This window comes from Streptomyces sp. NPDC059832, from assembly GCF_042731715.1.
Classification (GTDB): Bacteria; Actinomycetota; Actinomycetes; order Streptomycetales; family Streptomycetaceae; genus Streptomyces.
The window spans coordinates 296208-314455 of the sequence record NZ_JBHWIY010000011.1; the positions used below are offsets into that span (position 1 = coordinate 296208).

The following is an 18248-nucleotide window of genomic DNA, read 5'->3' on the forward strand; positions in this document are numbered from 1 at the left end:
GACCCCCGGCCCGCGGGCCGGGGGCCGCCGTCGGCGGTGCCGTCAGGACTTCTTCCGGTACGGCGCCCAGCCGCGCAGCTCCTCGTCGCGCGGGGCCCGCAGCACGGCGGGCTTCCCGGGGCCGAAGCCCATCACCGGGCGCGAGGCGTCCCAGGCCGGCCAGCCGGGGTCGCCGGACACCGCGAACGCCACCCACGCCGCGTGCATCGCGTCGGCCAGCTCCTGCGGGGCGTCCTCACCGGTCAGCGCCACCGCGTCGGGCCGGTCCAGCGTGTCGAAGACGAAACCGATCTCCAGCGCGTGACAGGCACCCAGCCGCAGCACCGGGGACGGCCAGCCGAACTCGTAGAGATGCGTGCTTCCCGGGGCACCGGCGTGGGCGTCGGCGACCCGGTTCAGCGGGACACGCAGCAGCAGATCGGTGGCGAGCGCCCCGAGCAGCTCGCCCGGCGTGGCGTCCGGCCGGTTCGCGCGGTACGTACGCGCCGTGGCGCCGGGCACCTTGAACTTCAGCAGGGCCAGCCTGAGCTTGAACGCGGACAGCCGCTCCGTCAGACCGCTGGGTACGAACCAGAGCCGGTACTCCTCGCTGGTCGAGCCCATCAGCAGATCGATGTCGGACGCGGCACCGTCCAGCAGCGCTTCGAGCGGGTCGCGGGGCAGCAGATCGCCGTCCACCACGATCTGGAAGGAGTTCCCGCCGGTCAGCGGGGAGCCGCCGGACGTCACCTCGGTCTGCGCGGCCAGCAGCGCGGCCGGATCCACCGCGGCCAGCGCCTCGGCCGTCGCCGCGACCCCGAGCCGCTTGGCGATCAGCTCCGTGGTGCGGCGGGCGGCCGCGCCCGGCGGCAGCGCGGTCGGCGCACCGCTCTGCAGCACCGCCCGACGGAACAGGCCCCTCGCCCGCGGCGCGGCCAGCAGGGCACCGATGCTGATCGCCCCCGCCGACTCGCCGCACACCGTGACCAGGTCCGGATCGCCGCCGAACTCCGCGATGTTGTCCCGCACCCAGGTCAGCGCCGCGATCTGGTCGAGCAGCCCCAGATTGGCGGGCGCGTCCGGGAGCACCCCGAACCCCTCGATGCCGAGCCGGTAGTTGACCGACACCAGGACCACACCGTCACGGGCGAACGCGGTCCCGTCGTACAGCGGAACGGATGACGAACCGTGCAGCAGCGAGCCGCCGTGGATCCAGACGAGCACCGGCAGCCCGGTGCGGGCCGGGGACGGTGTCCACACATTGAGGTTGAGGCAGCCCTCGCCCGCCACGTCGGGGTCGGGCAGCAGCCGGTCCAGCGGCGGGGAGTACGGCCGTTTGGGTGCGGTCGGCCCGAACGCCACCGCGTCACGCACCCCCTCCCACGGCTCGGGCGGCTCGGGAGCCCGGAAGCGCCGGGGGCCGACCGGCGCGGCGGCGTACGGGATGCCCCGGAAGACGGCGACACCCTGCTCCAGCGTGCCGCGCACCGCCCCGTGGGCCGTGCTGACCCGAGGCGACGTCCCGGGTATCGGAAGGGGTACGGCAGTCATGAGGTTCAGCCCTTCTGCGGCGCGGTTCGCGGACGGTGACCCGATATGTACCCGGTCCGGGGCCGCGTCGACCCGGACCGGCCCGGCGGGACGATCGGGCGGGATCAGGAGGCCGCCGTCAGGGCGCGTTTGAGGACCTTGCCGGTCGGTCCCAGCGGCAGTGCCTCGGTGAACCGCACGATCCGCGGGTACTTGTGCCGCCCGAGCCGCTCCCTGGACCAGTCGATCAGCTCCTTCTCCGTCACCGCCTCCGCTCCGGAACGCAGGACGACGACCGCGCAGATCTCCTCGCCGCGCGCCTCGTCGGGCACGCCGATCACCGCGACCTCGGAGACCGCCGGGTGGCGCACCAGCACCTCCTCGACCTCACGCGGGTAGATGTTGAAACCGCCCCGGATGACCAGGTCCTTCTTCCGGTCGACGATGCTCAGGAAGCCGTCCTCGTCCCGGACCCCGAGATCCCCGGTGCGGAACCAGCCGTCGACCACGGCCGCGGCCGTCGCCGCCGGATCGTCGAGATACCCGGCGAACACGTTGTGGCCACGCACCACGACCTCGCCGACCTCGCCGTCCGGGAGCAGCGCCACGGCGTCCTCCACCGCCGCGTCCGCCACACCGACCTCCACGCCCCACACCGGGTGGCCGACCGTGCCGGGGCGCCGGCCGAACTCCGGCTGGTTGAAGGTGGCGACCGGGGAGGTCTCGGTCAGCCCGTAGCCCTCCAGGACCTGCGTCGCGAAGGTGGCCTCGAAGCGTTCGAGCACGGCGACGGGGAGGGCCGCGCCGCCCGAGACGGCGGCGCGCAGGGTGAGACGGCGCGCCGTGTCGTCCCGCGTCGCGGCGTCCTGCGCCGCCGCCTCGACGAGGGCGTGGTACATCGTCGGTACGCCCATGAAGACGCTCACCCCCTCGCCGGCCAGCAGCTCCAGCGCGCCCGCGCCGCTGAAGCGCGGCATGAGGACGAGCGTCGCGCCGGACCGGAGCGTCGCGTTCATCGCGCAGGTCTGCCCGTAGGTGTGGAACAACGGCAGACAGCCGAGGACCACGTCGTCGACGCCAAGACCCAGCAGGTCGTGGGCGATCACGGAGGCGTTCATCACGATGTTGAGGTGGGTGAGCAGCGCGCCCTTGGGCCGCCCGGTCGTGCCGCTGGTGTACAGGATCACCGCGATGTCCTCCGGGGCCGCCGGCTCCGGTGCGGTCAGCGGCTCGCCGCCCGTCGGTACGCCGTGCACGGCCCGGACACCCGCGGCGCGCGCCGCCTCCTCGGCGACCGGCCACATCGGACCGCCGCCGATCAGCGCGACGGAACCGCTGTGCCGCAGCACGTACGCCACCTCTTCGGCCACCAGCAGCCCGTGCACCGGCACCACCGTCGCCCCGGCGGCGAGCGCGCCGTAGTACGCGTACAGGAAGTCCGCCGAATTGGGCAGCAGCACCGCGACCCGGTCGCCCGGCCGGACCCCGGAGGCCCGCAGCGCGCCCGCACAGCGCAGGGCACCCGCCCACAGCTCGCGGTAGTCGATCCGGGTGCCCGAATCGACCACGGCGACGCGGCCGGGATGTCTGCGGGCCGACTCGCCCAGGACGGTTGCGACGCTGAGAAACATGACACGCTCCAGGGAAACATGGCGTTCACACGGCTGCTCCTGCTCAGAATCGGCCGTGCCCCCGTCTCCGCACAATGTGCGGTTGCCCACCATGAGCGCCGCCCACCTGGGCAGCAGCCACTCGCAGCGGTACGCGACAAGGCATCCGCCTAACACGCGAGCACAACGGGACAGCCCTTAGCCTTCGGTCATGGCGCAGAATCCGGGTGCCCGAGCCCCTCGAACCGACGGCCCCCGCAACGACGGGCCCCGCGCGGGCCGCTCCCGTACCGGCAGCGGCGACGACGGGGAGCTGCGCCGTGCCCTGGCTGCCGCGCTCCTGCCGGGGATCGACGAACTGACCCGCCGGGTCGTCGACGACATCCACGCGCACAGCGGTACGTACGCCTCCGGCTCGCCCGTCAGCCGGGACGATCTGTGGGAGATCTGCCGCGACAACCTGCTGCGCGCGCTGGAGGACTTCGGCGGGCTCCCGTCCAGCGGGGGCGGCTTCGAGCACGCGGCGCGCGAGACGGGGCGGCGGCGCGCGGAGCAGGACGTACCGCTGGACACCGTGCTCCAGGCCTACCGGCGCGGTGGCCGGGTGATGTGGCAGATGATGGCCGAGCATCTGCGGGCGACGCGCGGGACACCGGAGGCCGTGGGACCGGCCGCGGGCGACCCGGACACCGAGCTCGACATGGCGGGCGCCGTGTGGGAGACCATCGACCGCTACTCGCTGGTGATGGCGGAGTCGTACCGGCTGACCCAGCTGGAGATGCAGGGCCGGCAGGACACCCGCCGCGTCGCCCTCTTCGAGGCCCTGCTCGACGGGCGCGGCGACGATCCGGCGGTCGCGGCGGCGGCCTCCGCGGCGCTGGGTGTCCCGGTCCACGACCGGTACGTCATCGTCGTCGCCGCCCAGGACCCGGCCGCACCGCCCAACCCGGCACCCGTCCTCGACGACCACGGCATCTGGTCCTTCTGGCGGCCCCGGTCGGGCCGGTACGCGGGCATCGTGCGGCTGGCCGCGGGGGAGTCCGCCGTCCTGCTCGACCTGCTGCGGCACCGCACCGGCGCCACCGCGGGCGTGTCACCGGAGTTCGACCGGCTCGCCCAGGCGGGCAGGGCCCTGCGGCTGGCCGAGCAGGCGCTGCGCACGCTGCCCGCCGGGAGCGGTGAGGCGGCGGCCTTCGACGACCGGCTCGCGGAGGTGCTCCTCGTCGGCCGGCCGGAGATCGCCGAGCGCATCGTCACCACGCGGCTGGGCGGTGTCCTGGAAGCGGCGGCCGAACGGGAGGTGCTGCTCGGCACCCTCCGGATCTGGCTCGACCAGGGCTGCTCGGCGGCGCGGGCGGCCGAGCTGCTCTACTGCCACCGCAACACCGTCCTCAACCGGATCGGCCGGATCGCCGAACTCACCGGCCGTTCCGCCGAGTCGGGCGAGGTCCGGCTGGGGTGGGCGCTGGCCCTGAGGGCGCTGCCGCTGATGGGTGCCGACGACGAACGGGCCGCGGTGGGCGGCGGCTTGGGGCGGGCCTGACCGTGCGGGCCGCCGCGCGGGACCGGAGGCCGTTCGCCGGGCCTCCGGTCGTCGGCTCCCGCGCCGTACCGATGGTGGGTCAGGCCGCGAAGTGGTCCGACAGGGACTCCCGTTCGTCGACCTCGACGAGATCGGGACGGGTGTAGCGCTCCGCGCGGGCGTGGTAGTCGAAGTCGCCCCGGACCAGACCGCGGTAGTCCTGCACGCACCGCTCCAGCGCGGCCCGGGTGGGGCCCTGGATGCCGGCCGCGTCGATTTCCTCGATCAGTTCCTTCTCGGCGCGCTGCACCCGCTCCGCGATCTCCCCGAGCTGCGCCCCGGCCTCGTCCACGGCCTCCTGGAGCGTGCATCCGCGTTCACGCTGGATGAGGCGCACCGCATTGTGCTCGTATCCGAGCAGGGCCTCCTTCTCGAAGGAGCAGATGTCGTTGCAGAGACCCGAATGATCGGTCACGGCATTGCGCAGCGCGATGTACGCGGGAAGGCTCCTGGCCGATTCCGGGAGGTCGATCCCGGCGGTGATCTCGTGCAGATCCAGGAAGGGCTGCATGGCCACCGAATCCCGGCGGTGCTTCACGAATTCGGTGCGGCTCGGCGCCTGCCCGGCGGCCCGCTCCACGGCCTCGGCGTAGTAGGTCCACAGCCAGGCGACCGTGTCCCGCCGGAACTGCCGGATCCAGCGCGCCGACCGGTCCCGGTACGTCCGGGTCCGCAGCCCCACGAGCGCCCCCTCCATGGCGCCGCGCGGCGGGCCGCCGTCGAGGACGGTGACCAGCCGGTCGATCGCCGCCTCGCACATGCGCGGATCACGTCCGGCGGGGCCGTCGTCGAACTCGTCGTCGACGAGAAAGGCCCAGAAGAGCCACTGGCAGAAGAGATCGAGATGCTGCTGCGAGGCAGTGGGGAATATGAGGGAGATCCAGAGTTCGGGTCTGGTCCGGATCATCTTCTTGCGGGCCACCGGAGAGAGCACGAGACCGTTGGATCCGGCCCATTCCCACGCGGCCTCCCGGGTCTCCTCGATGCCGGGATTGCATCCGGTGCTCTGGAACGGCATATGAAACGCTGGCAGCGCGATGTGGCTCATTGGTGCCCCTCGTCGAAACGATTCGGATGAACGATACGAACGGGTATCCGGTCGGACTCATATGTCGGCGCCGGGTGCGCATCGGGGGGCGGGCCGCCCGCACCCACCGACCCTGGCCAGAGGCTCACCGTGCGAGACGAGGCAGTCATTCCTGCTCACTCTCCTCCGCCGGGGGTCCGGGGCATCGGGCGCGGGCCCACGGGCCCGCGATGGCAATCGCCCTTGGTGGAGGACGGCGGCATCACCATGCGTGACCCCCAGTCAACCCCCTGTGGGGGTGCGAGGGAAGCTGTTTGTGACCGAAAGTGCTTGATCGTCAGGAACGAGTGAGCGTCTCTGAGCAGTTAATGACCTCTTGTGGTGATCGTCTGTCGGCGGCACGGGCGTCCGCTCGGACGTCCCCCCAGGCGCCCACGCCGTCGATTTCACGCCGCCTTCACGCCGTCCCGGGCATGCCGACGGCCCCGGCCCGGTTTCCCGGGACGGGGCCGCCGGCATGCCGTTCCGCTCAGGCGCCCTTCAGATGCCGCATCAGCCGCTCGAAGTCCTGCCAGCCCGACAGGTCCGAAGGGTCACCCGGCAGCGGGTAGTACAGCGCCGGACGGGACCTCGGGCCGAGCTGGACCGGCGGCTCGGAGAGCGGGGTGCGCCGGGCGCGGTCGCCGGGCATCTCGCGCACCTCCTCCGCGCCGAGCACGAAGGCCAGCGGGACCCCCGGCCCCTCGAAGCGCGGCGGTACGGCCAAGTCCCGGCGGGCCTTGCGGAGTTGGACCAGCATCGACTGGAGGTGATGACGGGTGGCGAGCACCTCCGCCACCCGGGGCAGGGCGTCCAGCGGAAGTTCCTCGCCGGGACCGTAGCCGAACGCCAGCGTGACGTCCTCCTCCACACCCGCCTTCGTACGGCTGATGCGGACCGTGGCCAGGCCCGGCCGGTCCGGGCCGCCGACCACCACGAGCCAGGTCGGCGCGGGCGCCCGGTCGAAGGCGACATCGGTCAGCCGGCGCAGCGACCACGGCAGGTTTGCGGGCTCGGCGGTGCCCCACCCCGCCGGAGCCTGCCCCGTCAACTCCTGCCACACCGACTCCAGGGACCCGCCCAGCACCAGCCGGTCGTCCGCCGGGTGGACCGTGCGGAACGAGATGGCCAGCTGACGCTCACCGGTGTTCGCGACCTCCTGGTACGAGGCGGCCACCGGCGTGCGCGGGTCCTCGGGGGTGGCGTCGGCCGACTCGACCGTCGCGAACATGCCGTTCTGCCAGCGCAGTACGGCACCGGACAGGCCGTCGTAGTAGCCGTCCTTCTCGTCCTGCACCACCCAGCGCGACGGCCAGCCGCTCAGGCTGTTGCGTACGGCGGGGGAGAGCACGGCACCCGGCGAGGTGACGATCTGGAGCCCCAGCTCGGCATTGGCCGCGGCCCGGAACGCGTCCGAGAGCCAGGCCGTCATGGCGATCACCGGACGGTCCTGGATGATGACGGCCACCTTGTCGGTGAGCGCGTCGACGGCGGGCTGCGCGGCGGCGGGCGTGGGCGCGACGCTCACCCCCTCGGTCTTCACCACCGCCAGCGAACGCGCGGCCTCCGGCGGCCAGGCGGAGCCCCCGGCCAGCGTCGCGATCCGCGCCGCGAAGGTGCCCGCGAGCAGCTCGGCCTCCTCGACACCGGTGGTGGCGCGCGCCTCCGTCCACCAGAACGGGACCGGGGGCGCGGTGGCCCCGAGCAGCCGCTCGGCCTCGCCCGCGACCTGCACCAGCACCGGCGCCTCGATGGAGACGAGCGGTCGGCCCTGATCGTCGCAGAGCTGCACGACGGCATCCTCGCCCGTCGTCCCCACCAGCTTGTCCGGGCCGCCCGCGAGCAGACCCGCGAGCACGGTCAGCGGGTCGGGCATGCGCGTGGTGAGGGCGATGACGTCCTTGGTCATGTGGTCGGCCGTTCCTTCTTCGTCCGGGGTGCGGATGTGCGGTGGGCAGCGGCCCGCGGACGCGGGACCGCTCCCGGGCGCGTCACTCCGCGGTGTACACGGTCTGGATCAGACGGTTGGGCTGGCCCCTGCGGATGAACACACCGCGCCCCGGCGGCTGCTGGGCCGCGTACACACCGGGGAACAGCTGGCCCTCGCTGCGGTCGCCCGACATCAGGAGCGCCGAGGCCCCCGACTCGCGCAGGCCCAGCACCAGCGGGTCGTACATGCCGCGGGAGGCGCCGGCGACCCGGCGCGTCAGCACGAAGTGGAGCCCGATGTCGACGGCGGACGGGATGTACGGCAGGAACGGGTCGAGCGGCGACTGGCCGGCCGTGGTCAGCACGTCGTAGTCGTCGACCAGGATCACGATTCGAGGACCGCTGCCCCAGCTGCCGGGCTCCAGGTCCTCGGTGTCCGCCCGGTCGTCGGGCAGCCGCTTCTCCAGCTCGCCGGCGATACCGGCGGCCAGGCCCGCGCACATCTTGGGGTTGTACGCGTAGCCGCCGCGGAACTCCTCCGGGATCGCGCCGCGCAGACCGCGCCGCGGGTCCATGACGGCGAAGACCAGCTCCTCCTCGCCGTAGCGCTCGATCAGCCCGCCGGCGACGGTCTTCAGCAGGTTCGTCTTGCCGCACTCGCTGTCGCCCATGATCAGCAGATGCTGGTCGTGGTGGAACAGGTCCAGCACGGCGGGCGCGAGCGCCGTCTGGTCCAGGCCGATCGGCACCCGCTTGGGCTCGGCGACCGGGCCCGGCAGCAGGTGCGGCTCCAGGATGTGCGGCAGGATCCGCACCGGCTGGGCGACCTCGCCGCTCCAGGTGGCGCGGATCGTGCGGGCGGTGTGCTCCAGGACGGCGCCCAGGTCGGAGACGTCCGCGAGACCGTCCGTGCGCGGCAGCGCGACCTGCGCGAAGAGCTTGCCGTCGGTGAGGATGCGGCCCGGCTCGTCGGGCGACAGGGTCTGCGCGAGCTTGCGGTCGATGCTGGACTCGCTGGGGTCGTTCAGCCGCAGCTCGATCCGGGTGCCGAAGTTCGACTGGGTGGCGATGCGTACGTCGTTCCAGCGGAGCATGCCCGCGACGACATGGATGCCGTAGCCGCCACCGCGCTTGAGAATGTCGACGACGGCATCGTCCAGCTCGTCGAAGTCGTCGCGCAGCGCACCGAAACCGTCGATGATCAGCACGATCTCGGCCGAGGCCAGCTGGGGCAGCCGGCCCGCCGCGTGCAGCGAACGCAGCTGCTCCACGGAGTCGATGTTGTGCTCGCGGAAGAGCTCCTCGCGGACCGCGAGCATCCCCCGCACCTCCTCGACGGTGCGCCCCGCGCGCTCCCGGTCCGCACGGCCGGCGACGCCGCCGACGTGCGGCAGCCCCGACACGGCCTGGAGACCGCCACCGACCAGGTCGAGGCCGTAGACGCCGACCTCCTGTGGAGTGTGGGTCAGCGCGATGGCGAGCGCGAGCGTGCGCAGCATCGTCGTCTTGCCCGCCTGCGGACCGCCGATGATCGCGGCGTGACCGCCCGCCACCGTGAGGTCCAGGTACCACTGGCCCTGCCACTGCTTGGTCGGGTCGTCGAGCAGGCCGAGCGGCACCTGGAGCGGACCGCGCCGCTTGGCCAGCTGCATCCCGCGCGGGCCCACGTCCAGCGGCCCCGCGACCTTGTCCAGGGCGACGGCGTCGGGCAGCGGCGGCAGCCAGATGCGGCGCACCGGACCGGCGGCCTCCCGCAGCTGGTCGACGATGACGCCCATCTCGGTCGGCCCGGTCTCCCGGCGCCGCACCTTCGGCTCCTCGCCCGAACTCACGGGCTCGGCCAGGGTGTTGAAGGCCTCGTACTCCAGGGCGAGCGGACCGGCGTCCTCCTCCTGCGTACGCTGCACCGGGCCCCGGTACGCGCCCGAGACGTAGCTCGCCTTGAAGCGCTCGTAGTGGCTGGTGTCGACCTTGAGGTAGCCGAACCCGGGCAGCGGCGGCAGATGGAAGGCGTCCGTGGTGTCCAGGACCGTGCGCGACTCGTCGGCGGAGAAGGTACGCAGACCGAGCCGGTAGGAGAGATAGGTGTCCAGGCCCTTGAGCTTGCCGCCCTCGATGCGCTGGCTGGACAGCAGCAGGTGCACACCGATGGAGCGGCCGATACGGCCGATGGACAGGAACAGGTCGATGAAGTCAGGCTTCGCGGTGAGGAGTTCACCGAACTCGTCGATCACGACGAACAGATGCGGCAGCGGATCCAGATCGGGCCGCCGGTCCGCGCGCAGCGCCGCGTAGTCACCGATGTCCGCGACATTGCCCGCGTCCTTGAGCACCTGCTGGCGCCGCTTGACCTCACCGGCGAGCGAGGCGTGCACCCGCTCGACGAGGCCCGCCTGGTTCTCCAGGTTGGTGATGACACCGGCCACGTGCGGCAGATCCGCGAACGGGGCGAAGGTCGCACCGCCCTTGTAGTCGACGAGGACCAGGGCGAGGTCCTCCGGCGGGTGCGTGGCCACCAGGGCGAGGACCAGGGTCCGCAGCAGCTCCGACTTGCCGGAACCGGTGGCCCCGACACACAGCCCGTGCGGACCCATGCCCAGCTCGGAGGACTCCTTCAGGTCCAGGAGCACCGACTGGTGGGAGTCGCTGATGCCGATCGGCACGCGCAGGAAGGCACGTTCGCCGCGCGGCGCCCACAGGCGCGAGAGGTCGAGCTGCGCCACGTCGTCGATGCCGAGCAGGTCGGCGAAGTCGACGGGCCCGGACAGCGGGGCGTCCACCAGCGATTCGGCGGACAGCCGCATCGGCGCCAGCATCCGGGCCAGGCCTTCGGCGAACGGGATACCGACCTCGTCCACGGTGCCGTGGGCGCTGATCGGCTCCTGCTCGCGCAGGTCCTCGATGACCACCCCGTCGCCGTCGACGGTGATCCGGACACTGACGTGGCCCGGCTCCTGGACCCGGTGTTCGAGCAGGTGCAGGACGCTGACGCCCATCTCGCGCAGCCCGACCGCGTCGTCCGGGCGCGGCAGGTCGACGGCGTCCTCGCCGTGCCCGTCGGTGACGACGAGCAGCCGGGACGTCATGGACAGCGCGTCCTTGCCGGACAGACCGCGCCGCACCTCGGCCGCGTACGAGGCACGACGGCGCAGCTCCGGACCGATCTGGCGGGCGAGCTGGGGCGCGGACGGGGCGATCCGGCGCGCGGCGACCGGACCGTCGAACTGCTCGCTGTCGAGCAGGTGCGGCATCCACTTGGCCCACTCCCAGTCGGCCAGCCGGTCACCGGGCACGGCGAGCGCCATCGCGACGTCGTCGGGGGCGTGCGTGGCGGCGGTCTGGACGAGCAGGGCGCGCGCGACGCGCAGACAGTCCTCGCGGGGGCCGATGACACTGACGTTGCCGACCCGGTCGAGCGGGACGGTGAGCGGGAGTTCGGTACCGGTACGGAAGCGGTCCATCAGCGCGGACGCCTCGTTGAGCATGAAGGTGTCGGGCGGCGAGAGGACGGACGAGCCCTGCTGGGCGACCGTCAGATCGCGAACCGGCATCTCACCCGTGCCGACGCGTACCCGCAGGAAGTCGCCGTCGAGCCGGCGCCGCTCCCAGACCCGGGCCGGGTCGCGCACGATGTCGTACAGGGCGTGCGGCGGCGGATTGAGGACATCGGCCTGCTCGGCCCGCCGGCGCTCCTCGACGGAGAGCTCCTCGCGCAGGTCCTCCAGATAGGCGAGGTAGGCCTCGCGCTGGGTACGGCGGGTGCGCTGGGCCTTGCCGCGCTGCGAGAAGACCAGCGCCACGGAGCCGATGACGGTGACGACGAGGATGATCGCACCGAGCCCGGCGAACTGACTGTTGCGTACGACCGTCATCATCACGACGGAGGACATCACACCGGCGACGGGCAACAGCGACATCGCGATGTTGCCCGACTTGCCCTCGGGCAGGTTCGGCGGGGCCTCGATGGTGCGCGCCTCGGAGGCGGCCGGCGGCCGGGTGGTCCTGGCCGGGCGGTGGATCAGTCGGGTACTCATCGTCGTCCGTCACTCGGGGTCGGGTCAGGTCGTGTCCGCAGGGTCCCGTCCGGCCTGCGGGCGTACGACGGGGCTCTGCGGACACGACCTGGGCATCGGGATCAGTGGGTGCTGCCGATCGGTGATCAGTGGTGCTGCTGGGAGAGCCGGAACACGTCCGCGGCGAGCCGGGTGGTGGCCTCCCGGGTCGCGTGCGCCAGGAGTTCGGTACGGATCTCGCCGCCGGCCGCCAGATGCCGGTCGTACGGCAGCACCTGGACACTCGCGCCGGTGGCCTTCAGCTTCTCCGCCGCCTCGTCGAGATCGAGTCCGGGGTGCGGCACCAGTTCGCTGAGCACGACGACCGTGCCGGCGATCACCTGCCGGGGGAGCGACTGCATCCAGGTCAGGACCGCGTACGTGCTGGTGATGCCCTCCAGCGTGGCGGGCGCGGCCAGCACCCGGGCCTGGGCGGCGGACAGCGCGACCCGGGCGACCTCGGCGGGCAGCGTCTCGCAGTCGACGACGGTGACGCCGAAGTAGCGGCGCAGCGACACCATGACCCGCTCGTACGCCCTGCTGTCCAGCATCGCGCCGATCTGGCCCTGACTGCCGGGCAGCAGCCAGGCGTTGCCGGGGAGCTGGACGAGATAGCCGGTGATGTCCAGCAGCGACATCTGCGGCTCGATGATGCCCGCCAGGTCACCGGTGGTCCAGCGCAGCGACTCGGCGCCGAGCCGCAGCGGCAGCGAGCCGAGCGCCGGGTCGGCCTCGACGAAGAGGACCGGGTCCTGGCGGTAGTGCGCGTACGTGGAGCCGAGCAGCGCGGCGACGGTCGACTTGCCCGCGCCGCCCCGGATGGAGGTGACGGCGATCTGCCGGCCGGTCGTCACCGGCTGCTGGAGCATCTCGGCGGTGGCGGTGGTACGGGCGACCTCGCGGGCGGCCGAGGAGGACACGCTCACCCGCAGGGCCCGCGCGGCCCGTGCGGCGAACGGCTCGCCGCGCCGCGCCTTGCGCCCGACGGCGGCCAGCTGCCGGTCCACCACGGGCCGGGAGTCGGGGGTGTGGTGGGGCCGGGTGCCCGGGGTGTACGCGGGCTGCGCCTGTTGCGGCTGGACCTGCTGCGGCTGCGCCTGCCCGACGGGGTGGGCGGCCACGGCCTGCTGCTCCTGGTGGCCGGGGTGCTGCTGGTGCGGTTGCTGCTGTTCCTCGTATCCGGGGTACTGCTGGGGCGGTTGGTGCTGTTCCGGGTACCCGGCGTACTGCTGCTGTCCCGGGTAGCCGGGGTGCTGCTGGGCCGGCTGCTGTTCCTGATAGCCCGAGTACTGCTGAGGCTGCTGCTGTTCCTGATAGCCGAGGTGCTGCTGGGGCTGCTGGGGGTCCTGGTACCCGGCGTGCTGCTGGGGCGCCCCGTAGGCGTGGGCGTTCTGCGCGGGCAGGCCGGGACCCGGCACGGCGGCACCGTACGGCTGACCGCCCTGACCGCCCTGACCGCCCTGACCCTGCGCGGGCGCACCGTACCCCTGACCGCCGGGGCCCTGCGCGCCCTCCTGGGCGGCGCCGCCCCTCATGGCACGCAGCACATCGCCCTGCCAGTTGTCTTCGTTCGGCATGTCTGCCCTTCTTATTCGCCCTGCTGCCCCGCCCGGAGCACCTGCGCGTCGACTCAGAACTTGTTGAGCAGCTGTCCGTACACGCCGAACACACCGACGGCGAGCGGGAAGAGCCCCACCACGCCGATGGATTCGACCAGATCGGCCATGCGCCGCAGCCGGACCTGCACATGCTCGGGCGGCTGCACCGCCAGGACGAGCAGCGGCAGCACCGCGGCCACGACCAGCAGGGCGAGCGGACCGGCGCCCCCGGCGTGCTGCATCCACAGCATGACCAGACGCACGACCAGGACCGCGGCGGCGGCGAACAGCGCCACGACCTCGGCGACCAGCGGGAAGGCCCGCGCCCGGGAGAGCAGCACGAGGGCCACCAGCGAGGGGAGCGCCACGGTCCACACGGACGGCTTGTCGGCCAGCGTGAGCAGCCAGCCGCCGGCCGCCGCGGAGACCGCGGTGATCACCGTCGCCAGGGCGAGGCCGCGGTGGGTGGCCGCCAGCGCGTTGCCCACCTGGTGGCGGCTGACGGAGGCGCCGCCGGAGCGGCGGTCGTCGAGCGCGGTGAGCCCGGACGCCGCCAGGGCGAGCCGGGGGAGCAGTCCGAGCAGGACGACGGAGAAGACGGCCATCACCGCGCCGAGCCGGGCCAGATCGTCCTGGACGGCGGCGACGGCCTCCCACACCACGGTGATCGCGGTGGTGGCGACGGCGCCGATGAGCCCGCCGCGGCCGAGCGGCGAGAAGTAGCCGAGGAGCACCAGCGTCAGGACCAGCGCGGCGGCCACGGCGGCGAGCCGCGAGGTCCCCGCCCAGTCGTAGGCGTCCGCGGCGGTCCAGGCGGTGAGGATGCCGAGGCTGCCGGAGGCGAGCAGGAGCGCCGTCGCCAGGCCCCGGTTGCCCTGCCCGATCTTCGCGATGAGCGCACCGGCCGCCAGCAGGACGAGCGTGGCGGCCGTGAGGGCGCCGGTCAGCGCGTCCAGGGCGAACTCACGTCGGGCGAGCAGCGCGGCGACCACCGCGAAGGCCACCGACGCCACACCCGCACTCGTCCGGCGCGCGGCGGGACGCCAGCGCCAGGCCTGCAGATCCAGATCGTCGGCCACCAGGTCGGTGACATCGTGCACGACCGGGGCAGGGGGCGCGGAGTGGGCCCGGACGAGCCGGAGCACCGCACCGTCCGCGATCCCGGCCGAGGACAGCGTGCTGTCGTGGGGGAGCGCGGAGCCGTCCGACGTGATCAACTGCCGTGTCATCGGGCGCGCTGCCGCCCGGTCGTCCAGCAATTGCAGAATGTCCGGCAGCAGTTGCCCGATCGGGGTGTCGGACGGCAGGACGATATCGGCCCGGCGTCGCTCACCGACCAGAGTCACCCGGCTGAGCTGCGCTCGGGAAGTCGTTGCTGTGCTCACCACTTTACGGGAACCTATCATCGCGACGTTTTGAGGAGTCGGGCAGCTTGGCGTGCCCATGCTACTAGCGCCTTCTCAGTTCCCTTTGCGGGGAACTCTTTCTGAATTTGCCGGAGTTACTGACCTATTGGGGATTCTTCGTCGATTCCCCGGTTTTCTCCGGTTGCGCCGTTTTCGTCGGCTGCTGGTACTGCTGTTCCTGGCGCTGCTGCTTCTGCTGTTCGGCCTTCTGCTTCTCCAGCATGTTCTGGACGAACGACCACCCCACACATCCCGCGCACAGCACGGCGGCGATGGCGATCCCCGCGAACACCTTCCCGAGCCGCTCGTCCGCCGTACGCCGTGCCCGCTGCGCGCCGAACAGCAGTGCGTCGCGCATCCTGCGCCGCCGTACCGCCACCGACTCCAGAAGCTGGCTGTCGTAATCCCGTGCCATTCGTCTTGTCGTCCGTTGCCTCAGTCGTACGTTGCGTCGGTCATGGTCGCTGCATCATGGGCCTGCCGGCGTGCGGAACGGCGGCCGGGGCCGGGTCACTCCCGCCCACTCCGGGGGAGCGGCATATTCCGCATCAGTCGGCGGGCACCGTACGGGAATCCCCTAATTCACTCCTGCAACATAAGGCATGGGCGAGCAGGCAGTACAGCCCAGGTTGCGGCACGAGCGAGCACGGCGAACGCGCATTCCGTATTCGTCAGGGATCGTCCCGCGAGCCGTCGGCCACGGCCTCGTACCAGGCGCACAACGACTCGGCCACGGCGTCGAGAAGACCGTCCCCCGCCGCCTGCGCGATCGTCCCGTCGGAGAAGCGTTCCCCACGCACCACGGCCGTGGCCGCACGCACCGCGTCGGCCGGACTCAGCCGTCCGTCGGCGGGCACGGCCGGCGGCGGGTTGTCCCGCCACAGGTACGCGGGCGTCACCGCGCCGACGGCGGGCAGCGCGCGCACCAGGCGTTGGAGCCGCTCGCCGTGGAGCGGGTAGCTCATCCGCCAGGTGCCGTCGGGCTGCTTCCCGCCCTCGGACCACCGCACGACGCGGTCCTCGTCCGTGAGCGCGGCGAGCGCGCTCCTCAGCTCGCGCCACGCGTCGGCGTTCTCGCGGTCGAGCTGAGCCAGCAGACGCCGGTCGTCGGCCTCGGTGACGACATGGGCCAGCTCCCTGAGCGCGGCCAGGGACGGGGCCGCGGCCAGGGAGTCCGGGACGACATGGCTGACGCACCTCGGGTCCGAGCCGCGGGCCAGCTCGGCGAGCGCGGCTGTGGGTGCGAGCCCGCGCGCCTTGGCGGTGCCGAGCTTCGCGGACCATTCGAGCCCTTCGTCGAACCCGGCCCGGTCGCCGGCCGGCCGCAGGCACCAACCCGCGGCGTCATCCTCGTCGTTGGCCCACAGATAGCCCATCGCCTCGCCGCGCGCGTTGGCGACGGCGAGGTGATGGACCGGCTTGTCGGTCTCGGCGCGGTATCGCGGTGCGTCGGGTTGGTACGTCATGGTCCGCTCTTGCCGTGGGTGGGCCGGGCCTCAGCCCGCGTCGGCCAGGCTCCTGACCACCTCGACGTTCGGTGCCTCGGTCAAGGATCCGGGCACGACATAGCTGCTCTTCGTGGGGTCCGACTCCTGAATCATCTCCGCCAGAGCGGACGTCGGCACAATCCCACGGGCCTTTGCGTCGTGGAGCTTCCTGGCCCACCTGGCGCCCTTGTTGAATGCCTCGTCACCGCCTGCCTTGCGCACCAACCACCCGGCGGCGTCGTCTTCGTCGTTCGCCCACACGTAGCCGATCACCTCGCCGTCCTTACCCGCCACTGTCAGGTATTGGACGGGCTTGTGGGACAGACGGCTGTAGCGCGGTGGCCCTCCGGGCGCCTCGTTGAACAACAGATCCTCGTTCAACCGCGGATTGGGCCGCTGTTCGTTGCTCATCCGTGCACCGCTCCCTTATTCGAAGGCAGGACTTCCCCATAGACCTGGACCTGACCATTGTCCATAAAGACACGGGTCACCTTGAATTCGGAACCGCGGGCCAGGAGCAGTTCCCGCTCCTCCACATCGAACTTCGAGACCTTCTCCAGCCACAGGGCGGGCGTCCCCTTCGGTACGCGGAGGTGCAGGATCGCCTCCTTGCCGGCGAAGCCGGACACCGGGTGGTTACCGAGGGAGGTCGAGGTGTACCCCTTGTCCGGGTACGTCTGGCCCAGCATGTCGAATGGGGAGTCCAGCTTGAGGTGACCCAGACCAGTACCCCGGACGACCATGATGTCGTCGGGCACGGCACGGGTGGACAGAACTCGGTCCATCTCGGCGATGTCGTGCGTCACCGCGGCGCTGGGACCGTAGCCCTCGGTACCCCTCAGGTAGCCGTTCATGTCGTGGTAGGAGGGGAACGTCTCACCCGTGTAGTCCCGAAGGGCTTGCTTCGCGGACGGGTCCAAGTTGTCCACATAGTCGTTCCAGTGGTTCCGACCGTATGCGATCGCGGCCTTGTTGTCGGCGAACGGAACGGTACCGTCCGTCAGTTCGGCTGCCGCGACCGCGTGCTTCTCGGCAGTCGGGAGATCATCGAAGTCGTCCGCGGAAACGTGCGGGGTGTACTTGAAGCCATCACCCGCACCCCCGCCACCCGGCCCGTCCGCACCGTGATGCCCGGCCGTCGTCGCGTCGTCGGCGCCGTGCAGCGCGTCACCGGCGGCGCCGTGCGGGTCGACATTCCCGCCGTGGTCACCGACGTGCGCCGCGTCGTCGCCGTGCGCGGCCACGTCGTCCGCGTGCCCGCCGCTGTGCGACCCGTCGTGCCCGCCGCCGTGTGAACCGTCGTGCCCGTGCGCGCCCGGTCCGTCGTGGCCCGGGGTGTGCGGGGCGTCCGTCGTGTGCGGGTTGCTGCCGGGTACGTCGTGGCCCGGTCCGTGCGCGCCCGTGGGCAGGTCGTGCCCCGGAGCCGTGTGGCCAGGAATGTCGTGCCCCGCGCCCGTCGGGAAGTGGTCGGTGGGGACGTGACCGCCGACGCCGCCCGGGACATGGCCGGGTACGTGGCTTGCCGGGTCGAAGTGTGCTGGGGCGGGGCCGAAGGATCCGTTCGGTACGTGGTTGGGTGTTCCGCCGGGTACGTGGCTCGCCGGGTCGAAGTGTGCTGGGGCGGGGCCGAAGGATCCGTTCGGTACGTGGCCGGGTGCTCCGCCCGGTACGTGGTCGAAGCCGCCTCCCGCGTGAACTCCCGACGGCACCGGCTGCTGAATCTGCCAGGACGACGGCAGGCCCGAGGTGTGGGGGACCGTGTCGTGCGGGATCGGAGTCGTTTCGACCACGCCGTTCGGGGCGACCAGATTCCCGTTGGGCTCCAGGAGGCGACCGTCGGGCAACTGCACCGAACCGTCGGGGAGTTTGGGGATCTCGATGGTGCTGATGCCCTTGAGGCCCTTGGTGATGTCGCCGATCTTGGAGAGGCCCGCGCCGGCGCTTTTGGCGATGTAGGTCATGGGGTCGATGACCTTGCCGGCCTTGCCCGCGACGGACAGCACCTTCGC

The 18248-nt window shown here is 72.2% G+C and carries 12 protein-coding genes; 1 reads left to right on the forward strand and 11 read right to left on the reverse strand.

Features of this window, described 5'->3' with window-relative positions; genetic code table 11:
• Positions 1-42: 42 nt before the first annotated feature.
• Both ACFV8T_RS21905 and ACFV8T_RS21910 read right to left on the reverse strand, forming a co-directional pair.
• Entirely contained in the window at positions 43-1530 is a 1488-nt protein-coding gene (locus ACFV8T_RS21905; protein WP_385329832.1) for a carboxylesterase/lipase family protein, read from the reverse strand.
• Positions 1531-1634: 104 nt separating this feature from the next.
• Positions 1635-3140, reverse strand: coding sequence for a long-chain fatty acid--CoA ligase (locus ACFV8T_RS21910; protein WP_385329835.1), 1506 nt, complete (start codon positions 3138-3140; stop codon positions 1635-1637).
• 190 nt (positions 3141-3330) lie between these two features.
• Between ACFV8T_RS21910 and ACFV8T_RS21915 the strand changes: the two genes are divergently transcribed.
• Positions 3331-4662: a PucR family transcriptional regulator gene (locus ACFV8T_RS21915; protein WP_385329838.1), complete on the forward strand. Its 1332-nt coding sequence runs from the start codon at positions 3331-3333 to the stop codon at positions 4660-4662.
• Positions 4663-4741: 79 nt separating this feature from the next.
• Here ACFV8T_RS21915 and ACFV8T_RS21920 read toward each other — a convergent pair whose 3' ends face one another.
• The 9 genes from ACFV8T_RS21920 to ACFV8T_RS21960 all read right to left on the reverse strand — a co-directional run.
• Entirely contained in the window at positions 4742-5719 is a 978-nt protein-coding gene (locus tag ACFV8T_RS21920) for a terpene synthase family protein (RefSeq protein ID WP_385329841.1), read from the reverse strand.
• A 538-nt stretch (positions 5720-6257) separates the two neighbouring features.
• Positions 6258-7676, reverse strand: a complete 1419-nt coding sequence (locus ACFV8T_RS21925) for a DUF6177 family protein (protein ID WP_266426761.1) — start codon at positions 7674-7676, stop codon at positions 6258-6260.
• Positions 7677-7758: 82 nt separating this feature from the next.
• Positions 7759-11730: a type VII secretion protein EccCa gene (eccCa, locus tag ACFV8T_RS21930; RefSeq protein ID WP_385329844.1), complete on the reverse strand. Its 3972-nt coding sequence runs from the start codon at positions 11728-11730 to the stop codon at positions 7759-7761.
• A gap of 125 nt (positions 11731-11855) precedes the next feature.
• Positions 11856-13325, reverse strand: coding sequence for a hypothetical protein (locus ACFV8T_RS21935; protein WP_385329846.1), 1470 nt, complete (start codon positions 13323-13325; stop codon positions 11856-11858).
• A gap of 53 nt (positions 13326-13378) precedes the next feature.
• The gene (gene eccD, locus ACFV8T_RS21940; RefSeq protein WP_385329849.1) at positions 13379-14752 is read right to left on the reverse strand and encodes a type VII secretion integral membrane protein EccD; all 1374 of its coding nucleotides are present in this window, start codon (positions 14750-14752) and stop codon (positions 13379-13381) included.
• Between the two features lie 103 nt (positions 14753-14855).
• Positions 14856-15167, reverse strand: a complete 312-nt coding sequence (locus ACFV8T_RS21945) for a hypothetical protein (protein WP_385329852.1) — start codon at positions 15165-15167, stop codon at positions 14856-14858.
• 256 nt (positions 15168-15423) lie between these two features.
• Entirely contained in the window at positions 15424-16218 is a 795-nt protein-coding gene (locus ACFV8T_RS21950) for a DUF6508 domain-containing protein (RefSeq protein ID WP_385329854.1), read from the reverse strand.
• 30 nt (positions 16219-16248) lie between these two features.
• A complete protein-coding gene (locus ACFV8T_RS21955) occupies positions 16249-16650 on the reverse strand; it encodes a hypothetical protein (RefSeq protein WP_385329857.1) in 402 nt (133 codons plus the stop codon).
• The coding region (locus ACFV8T_RS21960; RefSeq protein WP_385329860.1) for an ADP-ribosyltransferase at positions 16647-18248 on the reverse strand (1602 nt) is incomplete at its 5' end. The genes ACFV8T_RS21955 and ACFV8T_RS21960, both read right to left, overlap by 4 nt.

What these genes read in the sequence shown, in the direction of transcription:
- ACFV8T_RS21905 (WP_385329832.1), bottom strand. Translation starts at nt 1,530, where the DNA reads ATGACTGCCGTACCCCTTCCGATACCCGGGACGTCGCCTCGGGTCAGC.
- ACFV8T_RS21910 (WP_385329835.1), bottom strand. Translation starts at nt 3,140, where the DNA reads ATGTTTCTCAGCGTCGCAACCGTCCTGGGCGAGTCGGCCCGCAGACAT.
- ACFV8T_RS21915 (WP_385329838.1), top strand. Translation starts at nt 3,331, where the DNA reads ATGGCGCAGAATCCGGGTGCCCGAGCCCCTCGAACCGACGGCCCCCGC.
- ACFV8T_RS21920 (WP_385329841.1), bottom strand. Translation starts at nt 5,719, where the DNA reads ATGCCGTTCCAGAGCACCGGATGCAATCCCGGCATCGAGGAGACCCGG.
- ACFV8T_RS21925 (WP_266426761.1), bottom strand. Translation starts at nt 7,676, where the DNA reads ATGACCAAGGACGTCATCGCCCTCACCACGCGCATGCCCGACCCGCTG.
- eccCa (WP_385329844.1), bottom strand. Translation starts at nt 11,730, where the DNA reads ATGAGTACCCGACTGATCCACCGCCCGGCCAGGACCACCCGGCCGCCG.
- ACFV8T_RS21935 (WP_385329846.1), bottom strand. Translation starts at nt 13,325, where the DNA reads ATGCCGAACGAAGACAACTGGCAGGGCGATGTGCTGCGTGCCATGAGG.
- eccD (WP_385329849.1), bottom strand. Translation starts at nt 14,752, where the DNA reads ATGATAGGTTCCCGTAAAGTGGTGAGCACAGCAACGACTTCCCGAGCG.
- ACFV8T_RS21945 (WP_385329852.1), bottom strand. Translation starts at nt 15,167, where the DNA reads ATGGCACGGGATTACGACAGCCAGCTTCTGGAGTCGGTGGCGGTACGG.
- ACFV8T_RS21950 (WP_385329854.1), bottom strand. Translation starts at nt 16,218, where the DNA reads ATGACGTACCAACCCGACGCACCGCGATACCGCGCCGAGACCGACAAG.
- ACFV8T_RS21955 (WP_385329857.1), bottom strand. Translation starts at nt 16,650, where the DNA reads ATGAGCAACGAACAGCGGCCCAATCCGCGGTTGAACGAGGATCTGTTG.